Here is a 13,696-nt window from a genome sequence, read left to right on the forward strand (position 1 = left end):
ATTGAACTAAAGTGAGACAGGCGTCGCTTGGCTACTCTTTTCTTGCAGCGCTCGCGACGGATCGGGCAAGGTTTGCGCGCAGTTTCTCCTTGCCGGATGCGTCCGCCGAAGCGTGTGCCGCAACCATCGGGAGGTAAAGCGCATGTTTTTCAAGCAAACCCTGGAAAAGCAACTCGACAACTGGATCGCCGACCTGCGCGAGAACGCCAATCTCCCGGTCAGCCTGCGGCTGTGGAATGGCGCCGAATACCCGCTCGGGCAATTCGACAAGCCGGTGGTGACGCTTACCGTGCGCGAAGCTGCGGCCCTGCCGCTGTTGCTGATCCCCAGCCTGGACAACCTGGGCGAGGCGTATGTCCAGGGCAAGATCGATTTCGACGGCCGGCTCGCGGACATCATCAAGGTGGGCTACGGCTTCTCGGCCGCGGCCACGCGTCGCGCCGGCGGCGCGCTGTACAAGGTGGCACAGCACTTCTCGCATACCAAGCAGGAAGACAGGGAGTCGATCCAGTACCACTACGACGTCTCCAACGACTTCTACCAGCTCTGGCTCGACCCCAACATGGTCTATTCCTGCGCCTACTTCGAACACGGCGACGAAGACCTGGCCACCGCGCAGATCAAGAAGATCGACCACATCCTGACCAAGATCCGGCTGCAGCCGGGCCAGACCCTGCTCGACATCGGCTGCGGCTGGGGCGCGCTGGTGCTGCGCGCGGCGCAGAAGTTCGGCGCGCGCTGCGTGGGCATCACGCTGTCGCAGAACCAGTTCGACCTGGCCACCGAGCGCGTCAGGGCCGCGGGCCTGTCCGACCGCATCGAGATCCGGCTGCAGGACTACCGCGACACCGCCGGCACCTTCGACCGCATCACCAGCGTCGGCATGTTCGAGCATGTGGGCAAGGACAACCTGCCCGGGTACTTCAGCCGCATCCGCGAACTGCTGGCGGACGACGGCTTCGCCATGAACCACGGCATCACCTCGCCCGACCCGGACAACGGTGCCACGCCGATGGACGGCGCCGAGTTCATGGACCGCTACGTATTCCCGCAGGGCGAACTGCCGCATATCGGGCTGGTGCTGCGCACGCTGCAACAGGGCGGCCTGGAAGCCTTCGACGTCGAGCTGCTGCGCCGGCACTACGCGCGCACGCTGCACCACTGGGCCGACAACTTCGAGGCGCGCGGCGATACCATCCGTAGCATGGTCGGCGAGAAGAAGTACCGCATCTGGCGCGTGTACCTGGCCGGCTGCGCGCACGCCTTCGAGACCGAGAAGATGTCGATCTACCAGGTGGTGTGCCACAAGTCCGGGCTGCAGGCCGACTCGCTGCCGTGGTCGCGCCGCTATATCTACGACCAGCCCATCGGCCCCAACGACTGAAGGCAACCGAAACGATTGACTGAAGACCTCTTCGGCGGGCTGCCGCTGCCCGCCCCCGCAGCCCCCGGGCAGCCCGCGGCGCCAGCCGGCGCGGCTGCCCAACCCGACTCCCCAGGCAAACCGGCGCGCGGCAAGAGCGTGCAGCCGTGCACGGCTGCACCGGCACTGCAGGCGCTGGCCGCGCGGCTGCCAGCGCAGCTGTATTTCGGCACCTCGTCCTGGGCCTATCCCGGCTGGAACGGGCTGGTCTACGACGGCGAGTACAGCGACACCTTGCTGTCGCGCAAGGGCCTGGCCGCCTATGCGCGTCACCCGCTGCTGCGCGCCGCCGGCATCGACCGCGGCTTCTACGGGCCGATCCCGCTGGCCGATTACCTGTCGTATGCCGCCCAGGTGCCAGAGGGTTTCCGCTTCCTGGTCAAGGCCCCGGCCAGCGTCTGCGACGCGTGGCTGCGCGGCCCGGACGGCGCCGGCCGGCTGGCCAACGCCGCCTTCCTGGATGCGCAGATCGCGGCGCGCGACTTCATCGTGCCGGCTACCAGCGGCCTGGGGCACAAGTGCGGGCCGTTGCTGTTCCAGCTGTCGCCGATGGGGCCGCTGGCCGACAGCGCGGTATTCCTGGAGCGGCTCGACGCCTTCCTCGGCGCATTGCCGGCGCTCGATCCCGCGCTGACGCCGCACGCCGCCTATGCCGTCGAGCTGCGCGATCCGGCCCTGCTGACGCCGCGCTATATCCGGCTGCTGCGCCGCCATGGCGTGCGCTTCTGCCTGTCGGCGCGCGACCGGCTGCCGCCGGTGCCGCGCCAGGCGGCGGCGCAGGCGCTGCTGGACGAGGCCGCGGCGGGCCCGCTGGTACTGCGCTGGATGCTGCATGCGGGCCGCCCCTACGCCTACGCGGAGAAGCGCTATGCGCCATTCGACCGCATCGTCGACGACGATCCCGACACCCGCCACGCGATTGCCGACGTGGTGGCGCGCACGCTGCGCGCCGGGCAGCCCGCCATCGTCATCGTCAGCAACAACGCCGAAGGCTGCGCCCCGCTAAGCTGCGCGCGGCTGGCGGAGGCCATCGTGTCGCGGCTAGAGCGCTGAGGCCGCCGCCGCGCCGGCGCACGCCCTTACTCGCGCACGCTTACTTGCGCAACTTCGCGCCGAACTGCTTGCGGAACTTGGCCAGCTTGGGCGAGATCACGAACGCGCAGTAGCCCTGGCTGGGATGGTCCTGGTAGTAGTTCTGGTGGCTGGCCTCGGCGCGCCAGTAAGGCTGTTCCGGCTCGACCTGGGTCACGATCGGCGCGTCGAACGCCTTGGCCGCGACCAGCTCGCGCATCACGTATTCGGCCGTCGCGCGCTGCGCCTCCGAGTGCGTGAAGATGGCCGAGCGGTATTGCGGCCCGACGTCGTTGCCCTGCCGGTCCGGCGTGGTCGGGTCGTGGATGGCGAAAAAGATCTCGACGATCTCGCGGTAGCTGATCACCGACGGATCGAAGCTGACGCGCACCACTTCGACGTGGCCGGTATCGCCTGCGCAGACCTGCTGGTAGGTCGGGTGGTCGACATGCCCGCCGGTGTAGCCGGACTCGACCGCGACCACGCCTTCGACCTGCTGGTAGACCGCTTCCAGGCACCAGAAGCATCCGCCGCCCAGCGTGGCGGTTTCCAATCCATGTTCCATTTGCGCCGCTCCCTTGCGTAATCGTCTGTCTTGCCAGGCCTCAAGCATAAGCGCAGATCGGCGCGCTTGCAGCGGATTCAGCCAGGCCCGCGGCGCGCCTCCAGCAGTGCGCGCAATTGCGGCCTGAGCACCTTGCCCAGCGCGCTGCGCGGCAGGTCTTCCATCAGCACCACCTCGCGCGGCAGCTTGAAGCGCGCGATGCGCGCGGCCAGCAGCTCGCGCAGCGGTTCGGCCGCCAGCGCGCCGCGCGGCGCGCCCGGCGCCGGCACGATCACCGCCACCGGCACTTCGCCCCAACGCGCATCGGCCACGCCCACCACCGCGCATTCCTGCACGCCGGGCACGCCGACCAGCACGTTCTCGATCTCGGCGGGATAGATGTTCTCGCCGCCGGAGATGATCATGTCCTTGCTGCGGCCCACCACCTCGATGCACCCTTCGGCATCGCGGTGGGCCAGGTCGCCGGAATGGAACCAGCCGTCCGGCAGCCCGTTGTCGGTTAGCCCGCTGTCGGTTAGCCCACTCTCGGGCTGGTTCCAGTAGCCCGCCATGACGTTGGCGCCGCGCACCCAGAGCTCGCCGACCGCGCCCGGCGGCACCTCGGCGCCGTCGAGGCCGGCCAGGCGCACTTCGGCCTCGGGCTGCGGCCAGCCGGCGTAGCCGGGGCGCGCCATGGCCTGCTCCAGCTTCAGCACCACCGACACCGGCCCGGTCTCGGTGGCGCCATAGACCTGCCCGAGCGGCACGCCGCGGGCGTGGAAGGCGTCGATATACGAGCGCGGGATCGGCGACGAACCCGCCATTACCCCACGCAGCGCGGCCAGGTCGGCATCGGGCCAGCCCGGGTGTTCCAGCACTGCGCGCAGCGTCGCCGGCACCATCAGCGCCAGGCTCGGCCGCGCCCCGGTCACCGCATCCAGCCACGCCTGCGGCGCAAAGCGGTCATGCAGCGTGACGCGCGCGCCGGCCAGCAGCGCCGGCAGCGTCTGGATGCAGAGCCCGCCGACATGGAACAGCGGCAGCACCGACAGCACGTGGTCGTCCGCGCTCATCCCATGCGCCCACCAGCTGGCGCGCGCATTGGCCAGCAAGCCGGCCTGGGTATGCACCGCGCCCTTGGGCTTGCCGGTGGTGCCGGAGGTATAGGCCAGCAGCAGCGGCGCATGCTCCGGCACGGGGGCATGGACCACGCCGGACGGCGCCGGACAGTCGACCAGCCGGTCGAGGTGGGTCAGGCGGACATCGCCACAAGCCTCGCGCGCCAGCGCTTCATGGGCCGCATCATGGAACAGCCAGGCCAGTTGCGCGTGGTCGCAGATCGCCCGCAACTCGGCCGGCGCCAGCCGGTAGTTCAGCGGCGCGAACATGGCGCCGACGCGGGCGCAGGCGAACAGCAGTACCAGCTGCAACTCATGGTTCAGGCACAGCGTGCCGACGCGGTCGCCCGCGCGGATGCCCCAGGTCGCGGCCAGGTGGGCGCTGGCGCGCTCCACGCGCCGCCACAGCTTGCCGTAGGTGAAGGTGCGGCCCAGGTAGTGCAACGCCGGCCGGCCCGGCGCGGCGTCGGCATGGCCATGCAGCATGGCCGGCAGCGCGCCCAGGCCAGCGGCACCGGCACGGATGGCCCGGCAGGGGGCGCTCATTCGTCGCGCTCGCCGGATTCGTACAGGGTCTCGCGGCCCATGCGGTCGAGGATCAGCTCGGCGGTCCAGGGCAGCATCAGCGCGCCGCAGCGCGAATCGCGGTAGAGCCGCTCCAGCGGCAGGTCCCTGAGCATCGACTGGCCGCCGCAGGTGCGGATCGCCAGCCGGGCGATATCATTGGCGCCTTCCATCACCGTGTAGTGCGCGGCGTAGAGGCGCAGGCGCTCATCCTTCGAAGGATTGGGCCTCGCTTCGTGGATCGCGCGCCAGAAGATCGAGCGCATGGTCTCCAGCTGGATGCGCATCTGCGCCACCGCGATCTGCTTGGTCGGATACATGCGGCGCTTGACCGGCGGCTGGCCCGGCACCTCGCCGCGCAGGTACTGCACGGTGAAGTCATAGGCCGCCTGCGCCACGCCGAGGTAGGTCGGCGACAGCGTGAAGAACATCGCCGGCCAGGTCTGCGCGGCTTGGTAGTAGACCCCGCGCGGAATCAACTGCTCGTGGTCGGGCACGAACACGTCCTTGAGCAGCAGCGTGCGCGACACCGTGCCGCGCATGCCCATCGGGTCCCAGTCGCCGGTCACGGTGAGGCCGTCCGCCTGTCCGGGAACGGCGATGTAGAGCGTGTCGCGCATGTCCGGATGCTGGTCGCCGCGGTCCTCGGTGCACAGGATGCCGTAGTAGTCGGCCGCGCCCGACAGCGAGGCGAAGATCTTGCGCCCGTTCAGGACCCAGCCGCCGTCGACCTTGCGCGCGGTGGTGCCAAACGGCGCCTTGCCGGCGGCCGCCGCCGAGCCTTCGGAAAACGGCTGCGCGTAGACCGCGCCGTCGCGCACCACCCGCGCGAAATGCAGCTCGCGCCGGGCCTGGTGTTCGTCGCGCTGTGCCGGGGTCATGTCGATGCCATCGGACAGCACGCCGGTCCACATGGTCGAGCAGATATGCATGTTGTAGGTGAGCGCGGTGGCGCCGCAGAAGCGGCCGATTTCGGCGCCGACCATGCAGTAGGTGGCAAAGTCCGCGCCCGCGCCGCCAAATGCCCGCGGCACGCACAAGGCCAGCAGGCCGGCCTCGCGCAGGTCGTCGTAGTTGGCAAAGGGAAAGCTGGCCTCGCGGTCCCAGGTGGCGGCGCGCGGCGCGAAGCGCTCGCGGCCCAGGCGGTTGGCCAGCGTCAGCCATTGCACCTGTTCCGGCGAGAAGTCGGCCGTACCGACGGCGGGGATGAAGTCGAGCTGGCCGGATGGCATGTCGCGTCTCCTTTTTGTCCTGCTCGCGCCGGATGGGGAACGGGGGCGGCGCGGCGGCGGTTGTTGTGTTGGCGTGGCCGGAAAGCGGCGCGCTTCAGTGCACGGGAAAGTGCCGGCGCAAAAAATCCAGCACCGCGTCGTTGAACAGCTCGGGGCGCTCCATGCAGGCCAGGTGGCCCACGTCGGGCAGGCAGCGGTACTCGGCGCCGGCGATACGTTGCGCCATGCGCTGCATCACCTCGGGCGCGGCGTTTGTGTCGTGCTGGCCGGCCAGCGCCAGCACCGGCACCGCGATGCGGGCCAGCGCGTCGCGCTGGTTGAAGCGCACCAGCGCACCCAGCGCGGCGCGGTAGGTCGGCGCCGGCACCGCCGCCATCACCGTGGTGGCGAAGGCCACGGCGTGCGCGTCGGCATCGGGCGCGACCATGGTGCGCACCAGCCCGGCCGCCATCTGCGCCATGGTCTTGCCGGCATCCAGCGGCGCGGTGCGCGCGGCGATGAACTCGCGCTGCCACGGGCCATCGCCCTTGCCGAAGGCGGGCGAGGTGCCGGACAGCACCATGCCGTCGACCAGCGCGGGCGTGGCCGCGCAAGCCTGCTGCGCGACCATGCCGCCCATGCTGTGGCCCAGCAGCACCACACGCCGGCCGGCGTCGCGTTCGAACAGCAGCACGGGCGTAAGCGCCTGCGCCAGTCCGTCGAAGTCATAGGGGTCGATCAGGGCGCTGTCGCCATAGCCCGGCATGTCCCACGCCAAGGCGCGGTAGCCGGCCTGCGCCAGGGCCTCGCCCTGCGCGGGCCAGGCGGCCTTGCCGCCGCCGATGCCATGCAGCATCACCACCGCCACCGGCCCGTCGCCCCAGGCCAGCGTGGCGATGCCGTTGGCGTGGCGCTGCGTGGTCGCGGCGGCGCTCATGCTGCCACCTCCACCAGCGTGCCGGCCTCGACCTCGTTGCGGCCGTCGAGCGAAACCGTGCAATTTCGCAGCGGCAGGTCGAAGTGGCCCAGCGTATGCCGCCCGGCGACCTCGTTGGCGCCGGTCGAGAACAGGAAGTTGCCGGCGAACGCGCGCAGCTCGGTGCCGTTGCAATCGCGCTTGTCGTAGAACGTCATCGCGTCCCAGCGCGCCATCCGGTTCAGGCCCCAGCCCACGTGCGAGACCGCGTAGGCGTCGCGCGTGCCTTCGCGGTCGGCCCAGGCCTGGTAGTAGCCGCGCATCATGTCGGCGTCGACGCCCTGGCCCTCGACCGCGACGATGTAGTCGTCCTCGATATGGCATACCACGGTGTCGCGCAGGTAGGTCTTGAAGGTCAGGTTGACGTCGCCCGGCGCCAGCACCAGCGTGCCGTTGACCTGGCGCCTGGCCGGAAACGCCAGGCACAGCCCGCCGGGCCAGTGCGAGACCTGGCCGGGCTTGTTGCAGAAACCCCAGACACCGCCCACGCGCGCCTCGGCCAGGCCGATGCGCAGCTCGGTGCCGGCGGCCGAATGCACGCGCATCTCGCGCGCGCCGCGCAGGCGCTTCATCGCCGCGCGCACGATGGTCTCCAGCGACGGGTCGGGCTGGCAGCGCTCCAGGATCTCCGGGTGCTCGTTGCTGATCATCAGCATGCGCGGCACCACGCCGTCGGCGCCGCGCAGTATCTGCGGCAGCTCGGGCGCGTGCAGCATGCCTTCGACGGTGCAGTCGAGCACCAGCTGGCAGCGCGACAGCGCCGCCAGCACCGGGGCCAGATTCTGCAAGGCATCGCTGGCACCGGTCGAGCGCACCGGCGCTGGCGCCGCAAGCGCCGGGCTCGGCACCTGGATCCGAACCGGCGTGGCGCCAAAGGACTGCACGGCCAATTCGGCCAAGGCCACGTTGACAGGGCGGGATTGGGACTCCGTTACAATTCCCACGACATCCCCGTGCCGCAGGGCACAAAGTTCCAGCGTGCGGCGGAACGCCGCCAGCCAGCGGTGTTCAATCTGCTCGATGAGCATGCGCTTGTCTCCTGCTGCTTGTTATTGGCTTCTTGTTCTATGGGGCCCGGGCCGCCCACGCTTCGCGCAGCGGCCAGCGCCGGCGGCGCCGGACTTGAACTCGCCGCCCCTGGCGCGAATAATATATATGAAATTTCATGAACTCCAGTGGAGCCCCCATGGGCATGCCTGAGGCCCAGCCACGGATCGCCAGCGTAGCCGCCGCCCCGGACTTCGATGCGATGCACTTCCGCCGCACCCTGTCGCAGTTCGCGACCGGGGTCACGGTGATCACCACGCGCGCCAGCAACGAGTCGGTTGCGGCCGGCGCGCCGCCCTTTATCGGCATTACCGCCAGCTCGTTCAACTCGGTATCGCTGGAGCCGCCGCTGGTGCTGTGGAGCATGGCTACGCGCGCCAACAGCCTGCCGATGTTCCGCGACGGCACCCACTACATCATCAACGTGCTGTCGGCCTCGCAGCTGGACCTGTGCCAGCGCTTCGCCACGCTCAAGGGCGACCGCTTCGCCGGCGTCGACTACCGGCTCTCGGCCACCGGCCTGCCGATCCTGTCGAATGCGCTGGCCTGGTTCGAATGCCACAACCGCAGCCGCTACGACGAGGGCGACCACGTGATCTTTGTCGGCGAGGTGGAGCGCTGCGGCGTGCTCGATGGCAAGGACGGCCCGCTGATATTCCAGGGCGGCCAGTTCACCACCACCGCCCCGCTCGATCTCTGAACACCCACTGAGCCATCATGGCGAACCTGCCGGCAGTGCCCTCGCCTCAACCCTTCGTCGACGGCTACCTGGCCTACCTGCTGGCGCGCGCCAGCCATCTGATCTCGGGCGAATTCCATCGCGAGGTCGAGGCCAGCGGCCTGTCGGTGCAGGAATGGCGCGTGCTGGCGACGCTGGCCGACCGCCCCGACTGCACCGTCGGCGCGCTGGCGGAAATCACGCTGACCAAGCAGCCCACGCTGACCAAGCTGGTCGACCGCATGGCGCACGACGGCCTGGTCCGGCGCCGCGCCGGCAAGACCGACCGCCGCCAGGCGCTGGTCTCGATCACGCCGCGCGGCCTGGCGCTGGTGCAGCCGCTGCTCGAGCGCGCCGCCCAGCACGAGCGCGCCGTGCTGGACGACTTCGGCGCCCGCCAGGGCGCGCAGCTGAAGGAAACCCTGCGCCAGCTGATCGCGCTGCACACGCAGCGCTAGGCTTCTTCAGCGACCTTCAGGATCGCCAGCGGCGAACTGTCCACCTTGATCCGCTGCAGCACGATATTCGAGCGGATATCCATCACGCCCGGGGTGCGGTACAGACGGTTCACGATGAAGTCCGAGTAGTGCTTCAGGTTGCGCGCCTGCACGCGCAGGATGTAGTTGCTGTCGCCGGTGATGATGTACGCCGACAGCACTTCCGGCCACGACTGGACCGCGGCGATAAAGGTGTCGTGCCAGCCCTCCACGTCATGGCGCATCGATACCTGAACGATCGCCTCCAGCTCCAGCCCCAGTTGCTCGGCATCGAACCAGGCGCGATAGCCGCCGATCACCCCCGCCTCTTCCAGCAGCCTGACCCGGCGCAGGCATGCCGACGGCGACAGCGCCACGCGGTCGGCCAGGTCCTGGTTGCTGATGCGGCCGTTCTCCTGCAGGCACGTCAGGATGCGCAGATCGGTGGGATCGAGGTTCATTCGAATTTTCTTCGATAAATCGTGGATTTTTCGCATTCTATGCGAAAAACAGACCTGATGACGGGCCATTTAGCAAGCCTCTTGCCGCCGATTTTGACTATGATTCCCGACATCGAGGCACACAGAAACGGCGCCCGTGGACGGCGCCGCGCACACCCATGACCGCCCCCAATCACGACCCGCGCCGGCTGTGGGACATCAGCCCGCCGCTGTCGCCCGCCACGCCGGTGTGGCCCGGCGACACGCCGTTCCAGCAGCAGCCGGCCTGGCAGATCGACGCACATTGCCCGGTCAATGTCGGCCGCATCACGCTATCGCCGCACACCGGCGCGCATGCGGACGCACCGCTGCATTACACCGCCGACGGCGCCCCGATCGGCGCCGTGCCGCTGGCGCCCTACCTGGGCCGCTGCCGCGTGATCCACTGCATCGGCGCGGCGCCACTGGTGCAGCCGCACCATGTCGCGCACGCGCTCGACGCGCTGCCGCCGCGGGTGCTGCTGCGCACTTACCGCCAGGCGCCCCAGGCGCAGTGGGACCCGGCCTTCTGCGCGGTATCGCCCGACACCATCGCGCTGCTGGCCGCGCACGGCGTGCAGCTGGTCGGCATCGACACGCCCTCGCTCGATCCGCAGGACTCCAAGACCATGGACGCGCACAACGCGGTGCGCCGCCATGGCCTGGCAATCCTGGAAGGCATCGTGCTGGACCAGGTCGATGCCGGCGACTATGAACTGATCGCGCTGCCGCTGCGCTTTGCCGCACTGGATGCCAGCCCGGTGCGCGCGGTGCTGCGCAGCCTCGACTGAACCATTTCCCGAACCCCGCCTGGCCTTTCTGCACGACATGACGACCATTGACCGCGAGCACTGTATCCGGCTCGACCAGCAAGACCCGCTGCGCCCGCTGTGCGACCAGTTCGCCCTGCCACAGGGCGTGATCTACCTCGACGGCAACTCGCTCGGCGCCCGACCGCGCGCCGCCGCCGCGCGCGCCGCGCAGGTGGTGGCCGAGGAATGGGGCGATGGCCTGATCCGCAGCTGGAACACCGCCGGCTGGTTCGACCTGCCGCAGCGCCTGGGCAACAAGCTGGCGCCGCTGGTGGGCGCGGGCCACGATGAAGTGGTGGTCACCGATACCACCTCGATCAACCTGTTCAAGGTGCTGGCCGCGGCGCTGCGCGTGCAGCAGACGCGCGACCCGGCGCGCAAGGTGATCGTGTCCGAGGCCAGCAACTTCCCGACCGACCTGTATATCGCCCAGGGGCTGGCCGACCTGCTGCAGCAAGGCTATTCGCTGCGGCTGGTGAACTCGCCGGCCGAGATCGACGCCGCGGTCGGCGCCGACACCGCGGTGCTGATGCTGACCCACGTCAACTACAAGACCGGCGAGATGCTCGACATGGCCGGGCTCACCGAGCTGGCCCACGCGCGCGGCGCACTGACGGTGTGGGACCTGTGCCATTCGGCCGGCGCCGTGCCGGTCGACCTGAAGGCGGCCGGGGCCGACTACGCCATCGGCTGCACCTACAAGTACCTGAACGGCGGCCCGGGCTCGCCCGCCTTCGTCTGGGTCGCGCCCGCGCTGCGCGACGCCTTCTGGCAGCCGCTGTCGGGCTGGTGGGGCCATGCCGCGCCGTTCGCGATGGATCCGCAGTACCGCCCGGTCGAGGGCGTGCGACGCTTCCTGTGCGGCACGCAGCCGGTCACGTCGCTGGCAATGGTCGAGTGCGGGCTGGACATCTTCGCGCAGACCAGCATGCAGGTGCTGCGTGCCAAGTCGTTGCTGCTGACCGACCTGTTCATCGAACTGGTGGAAGCCCGCTGCGGCCACCACCCATTGGCGCTGGTGACGCCGCGCGAGCACGCGCGCCGCGGCAGCCAGGTCAGCCTGGAGCACCCGGACGGCTATGCCCTGGTGCAGGCACTGATCGAACGCGGCGTGATCGGCGATTACCGCGAGCCGCGCATCGCCCGCTTCGGCTTCACGCCGCTCTACACCAGCTTCGCCGAGGTGTGGGATGCTGTGGAAATCCTGCGCGACGTGCTGGACCGCGGCGCCTATCGCGACGCGCGCTTCCAGGCGCGCGGCCAGGTGACCTGACAGGGAGCCCATCATGAGCGAATTCAAGGGATGCCCCTTCTCCGGCGCGGCGCCGGCAGCCACCACCCAAGGCGACGGCTGGCACGGCGCGCAGATGGATTTCGCCAAGGACATGAGCTATGGCGACTACCTCGGGCTGGACCAGATCCTGAGCGCGCAGCATCCGCTGTCGCCGGACCACAACGAGATGCTGTTTATCGTGCAGCACCAGACCACAGAGCTGTGGATGAAGCTGATGCTGCACGAGCTGCGCGCCGCGCGCGAGTCGGTCAAGGGCGACAGCCTGCCGCCGGCGTTCAAGATGCTGACGCGCGTGTCGCGCATCATGGACCAGTTGGTGCAAGCGTGGAACGTGCTGGCCACCATGACCCCGCCGGAATACTCGGCGATGCGGCCCTACCTGGGCATGTCGTCGGGCTTCCAGTCCTACCAGTACCGCGAGATCGAGTTCATCCTGGGCAACAAGAACGCCGCCATGCTCAGGCCGCATGCGCACCGGCCGGAACATCTGGCGCTGGTCGAGGCCGCGCTGAAGACGCCGTCGCTGTACGACGAGGCGATCCGGCTGATGGCGCGGCGCGGCTTTGCCATCGACGCTGACTGCGTCGAGCGCGACTGGACCCAGCCCACCGCGTACAACGCCTCGGTCGAGGCGGCGTGGCTCGAGGTCTATCGCAACCCCGGCGCGCACTGGGAACTCTATGAGCTGGGCGAGAAGTTCGTCGACCTGGAAGACGCGTTCCGGCAATGGCGCTTCCGCCATGTGACCACGGTCGAGCGGGTGATCGGCTTCAAGCGCGGCACCGGCGGCACCGAGGGCGTCAGCTATCTGCGCAAGATGCTGGACGTGGTGCTGTTTCCGGAACTGTGGAAGTTGCGGACCGACCTCTGATCCACCCTGTCCCTGTGCGCGGGGATCGCGCTACGGGGGGCAGCCTCAGCCCGCCGGCTCGGACAACCTTGCCGCCAGCGTCTGCAGCGCCGGCGCCAGCGTCTGGTGGAACACCGCCTCGTCCACCGCCCCGTAGGAAGCGCTGCAGCTCAGCATGTGCAGCTCCTTCTCCCCCACTGGCCGGAACGCCACCGCGCACGCATGGATGGCCGGATGCCAGTCGCGGAACGACGCGGCATAGCCGCGCTGCTGCGCCTCGGCCAGCGCGGCGCGGGTGGCAACCTCCTGCTGCTTCCATTGCTCCGGGAAGGCCTGGCTGAACTCGGCCATCACGCGCTCTCGGCGCGGCGCCGGCAAGGCGGCCAGGTAGGCGCGCCCCATCGAACTGGACACCAGTGACAGCCGCGAGCCGACCCCCAGCCCGAGCATCACGCCGGCGTCGTTGCGGATCGATTCCAGGTAGATCACCTCCATGCGCTCGCGCTTGCCGAGCGACACCGAGACCCCGTAAGACTGCGCGAACGCCAGCATGTGCGGGCGCGCCAGCGACACCACGTCGGAGGCCGACAGGTAGGCATAGCCCAGCGCCAGCACCCCGGCATCGAGCGCGTACTTGCCCAGGCTCTCGTCATAGCGCAGGTAGCCAAGCTGCACCAGCGTGCCGGCCAGCCGGCTCACCGTGGCCTTGGGGAAGCCGGTGCGGCGCACGAACTCCTGGTTGCCCAGCATCGCCTCGCCGGTGCGGAAACAGCGCAGCAGTTCCAGGCCGCGCGCCAGCGCGGTGACGAAGTTCGGATCGCTGTCGCGCACGGGTGCCGCGGCAGGTTCCTGGGAAAGTGACGGATCGGGCTGGGGGTTGGGATTGAGGTTGGGCAAGGTTCGCGGCTCCAGTCGGCGCTTGTCCGTTCATCGCACAAAGGCACGGAGGTTCAGGGTTTTGCCTGTTGCGTGGCAAGACCATTGCGATATACTAATTCAACGGAACACAGTTCCGCAATGCGGAACTTCCAGGATCCTGAAAAAATCCTCCGCTCGATCGTCAAAGCGATCACCAACCGATCACCGAACCCGTTACGAATGACGGAATCCGCC

Annotated in this window: 14 protein-coding genes; 7 read left to right on the top strand and 7 right to left on the bottom strand. The window is 69.1% G+C overall.

The genetic code is table 11. The annotated features are described in order from the left end of the window. The first annotated feature begins 142 nt into the window (after positions 1 to 142). A complete protein-coding gene (locus MKD50_RS04770; RefSeq protein WP_115704224.1) occupies positions 143 to 1,384 on the top strand; it encodes a class I SAM-dependent methyltransferase in 1,242 nt (413 codons plus the stop codon). A 15-nt stretch (positions 1,385 to 1,399) separates the two neighbouring features. After that, on the top strand, positions 1,400 to 2,476 hold the full coding sequence (locus tag MKD50_RS04775) for a DUF72 domain-containing protein (RefSeq protein ID WP_252666535.1): 1,077 nt from the start codon (positions 1,400 to 1,402) through the stop codon (positions 2,474 to 2,476). A gap of 40 nt (positions 2,477 to 2,516) precedes the next feature. Here the strand turns inward: MKD50_RS04775 and msrA are convergent, their stop codons facing one another. From msrA to MKD50_RS04800, 5 genes are all read right to left on the bottom strand, one after another. Beyond that, a complete protein-coding gene (gene msrA, locus MKD50_RS04780) occupies positions 2,517 to 3,059 on the bottom strand; it encodes a peptide-methionine (S)-S-oxide reductase MsrA (protein ID WP_115704226.1) in 543 nt (180 codons plus the stop codon). 77 nt (positions 3,060 to 3,136) lie between these two features. Beyond that, positions 3,137 to 4,702, bottom strand: coding sequence for a class I adenylate-forming enzyme family protein (locus MKD50_RS04785; RefSeq protein WP_240072446.1), 1,566 nt, complete (start codon positions 4,700 to 4,702; stop codon positions 3,137 to 3,139). Continuing rightward, entirely contained in the window at positions 4,699 to 5,952 is a 1,254-nt protein-coding gene (locus MKD50_RS04790; protein ID WP_252666536.1) for an acyl-CoA dehydrogenase family protein, read from the bottom strand. The genes MKD50_RS04785 and MKD50_RS04790 overlap by 4 nt, the downstream gene beginning before the upstream one ends. 94 nt (positions 5,953 to 6,046) lie before the next feature. Beyond that, a complete protein-coding gene (locus tag MKD50_RS04795) occupies positions 6,047 to 6,868 on the bottom strand; it encodes an alpha/beta fold hydrolase (RefSeq protein WP_240072448.1) in 822 nt (273 codons plus the stop codon). Continuing rightward, positions 6,865 to 7,935: a 2,5-dihydroxypyridine 5,6-dioxygenase NicX family protein gene (locus tag MKD50_RS04800; RefSeq protein ID WP_252666537.1), complete on the bottom strand. Its 1,071-nt coding sequence runs from the start codon at positions 7,933 to 7,935 to the stop codon at positions 6,865 to 6,867. Before MKD50_RS04800 ends, MKD50_RS04795 begins: the two co-directional genes overlap by 4 nt. 158 nt (positions 7,936 to 8,093) lie before the next feature. Between MKD50_RS04800 and MKD50_RS04805 the strand changes: the two genes are divergently transcribed. Together MKD50_RS04805 and MKD50_RS04810 are read left to right on the top strand one after the other, a co-directional pair. Beyond that, complete coding sequence (locus MKD50_RS04805) at positions 8,094 to 8,654, top strand: flavin reductase family protein (RefSeq protein ID WP_018008175.1); 561 nt, start codon at positions 8,094 to 8,096, stop codon at positions 8,652 to 8,654. A gap of 17 nt (positions 8,655 to 8,671) precedes the next feature. Beyond that, on the top strand, positions 8,672 to 9,130 hold the full coding sequence (locus MKD50_RS04810) for a MarR family winged helix-turn-helix transcriptional regulator (protein WP_115704235.1): 459 nt from the start codon (positions 8,672 to 8,674) through the stop codon (positions 9,128 to 9,130). Here the strand turns inward: MKD50_RS04810 and MKD50_RS04815 are convergent. Then, entirely contained in the window at positions 9,127 to 9,609 is a 483-nt protein-coding gene (locus tag MKD50_RS04815; RefSeq protein WP_240072450.1) for an Lrp/AsnC family transcriptional regulator, read from the bottom strand. The two genes, MKD50_RS04810 and MKD50_RS04815, sit on opposite strands and share 4 nt — an antisense overlap. A gap of 158 nt (positions 9,610 to 9,767) precedes the next feature. Here MKD50_RS04815 and kynB point away from each other — a divergent pair, with 158 nt between their 5' ends. From kynB to kynA, 3 genes are read left to right on the top strand one after another with little or no spacing between them, the layout of a single operon-like run. Next, positions 9,768 to 10,418, top strand: a complete 651-nt coding sequence (gene kynB, locus MKD50_RS04820) for an arylformamidase (protein WP_252666538.1) — start codon at positions 9,768 to 9,770, stop codon at positions 10,416 to 10,418. Between the two features lie 37 nt (positions 10,419 to 10,455). Then, positions 10,456 to 11,712, top strand: a complete 1,257-nt coding sequence (gene kynU / locus MKD50_RS04825) for a kynureninase (RefSeq protein WP_252666539.1) — start codon at positions 10,456 to 10,458, stop codon at positions 11,710 to 11,712. A gap of 13 nt (positions 11,713 to 11,725) precedes the next feature. Next, positions 11,726 to 12,604 carry a tryptophan 2,3-dioxygenase gene (gene kynA / locus MKD50_RS04830; protein ID WP_252666540.1) on the top strand — a complete coding sequence of 293 codons (879 nt, stop codon included), beginning with the start codon at positions 11,726 to 11,728 and terminating at the stop codon, positions 12,602 to 12,604. Between the two features lie 45 nt (positions 12,605 to 12,649). Here the strand turns inward: kynA and MKD50_RS04835 are convergent, their stop codons facing one another. Further along, complete coding sequence (locus MKD50_RS04835; RefSeq protein WP_256503384.1) at positions 12,650 to 13,480, bottom strand: IclR family transcriptional regulator; 831 nt, start codon at positions 13,478 to 13,480, stop codon at positions 12,650 to 12,652. Between the last annotated feature and the right edge of the window lie 216 nt (positions 13,481 to 13,696).

Source organism: Cupriavidus mimosae, assembly GCF_023952485.1.
GTDB lineage: Bacteria > Pseudomonadota > Gammaproteobacteria > Burkholderiales > Burkholderiaceae > Cupriavidus > Cupriavidus taiwanensis_C.

Bases quoted from the DNA above. Each gene is read 5' to 3' on its own strand.
- MKD50_RS04785 (WP_240072446.1), bottom strand. From the start codon at position 4,702: ATGAGCGCCCCCTGCCGGGCCATCCGTGCCGGTGCCGCTGGCCTGGGC.
- kynA (WP_252666540.1), top strand. From the start codon at position 11,726: ATGAGCGAATTCAAGGGATGCCCCTTCTCCGGCGCGGCGCCGGCAGCC.
- MKD50_RS04795 (WP_240072448.1), bottom strand. From the start codon at position 6,868: ATGAGCGCCGCCGCGACCACGCAGCGCCACGCCAACGGCATCGCCACG.
- kynB (WP_252666538.1), top strand. From the start codon at position 9,768: ATGACCGCCCCCAATCACGACCCGCGCCGGCTGTGGGACATCAGCCCG.
- msrA (WP_115704226.1), bottom strand. From the start codon at position 3,059: ATGGAACATGGATTGGAAACCGCCACGCTGGGCGGCGGATGCTTCTGG.
- kynU (WP_252666539.1), top strand. From the start codon at position 10,456: ATGACGACCATTGACCGCGAGCACTGTATCCGGCTCGACCAGCAAGAC.
- MKD50_RS04815 (WP_240072450.1), bottom strand. From the start codon at position 9,609: ATGAACCTCGATCCCACCGATCTGCGCATCCTGACGTGCCTGCAGGAG.
- MKD50_RS04770 (WP_115704224.1), top strand. From the start codon at position 143: ATGTTTTTCAAGCAAACCCTGGAAAAGCAACTCGACAACTGGATCGCC.
- MKD50_RS04810 (WP_115704235.1), top strand. From the start codon at position 8,672: ATGGCGAACCTGCCGGCAGTGCCCTCGCCTCAACCCTTCGTCGACGGC.
- MKD50_RS04805 (WP_018008175.1), top strand. From the start codon at position 8,094: ATGGGCATGCCTGAGGCCCAGCCACGGATCGCCAGCGTAGCCGCCGCC.
- MKD50_RS04790 (WP_252666536.1), bottom strand. From the start codon at position 5,952: ATGCCATCCGGCCAGCTCGACTTCATCCCCGCCGTCGGTACGGCCGAC.
- MKD50_RS04800 (WP_252666537.1), bottom strand. From the start codon at position 7,935: ATGCTCATCGAGCAGATTGAACACCGCTGGCTGGCGGCGTTCCGCCGC.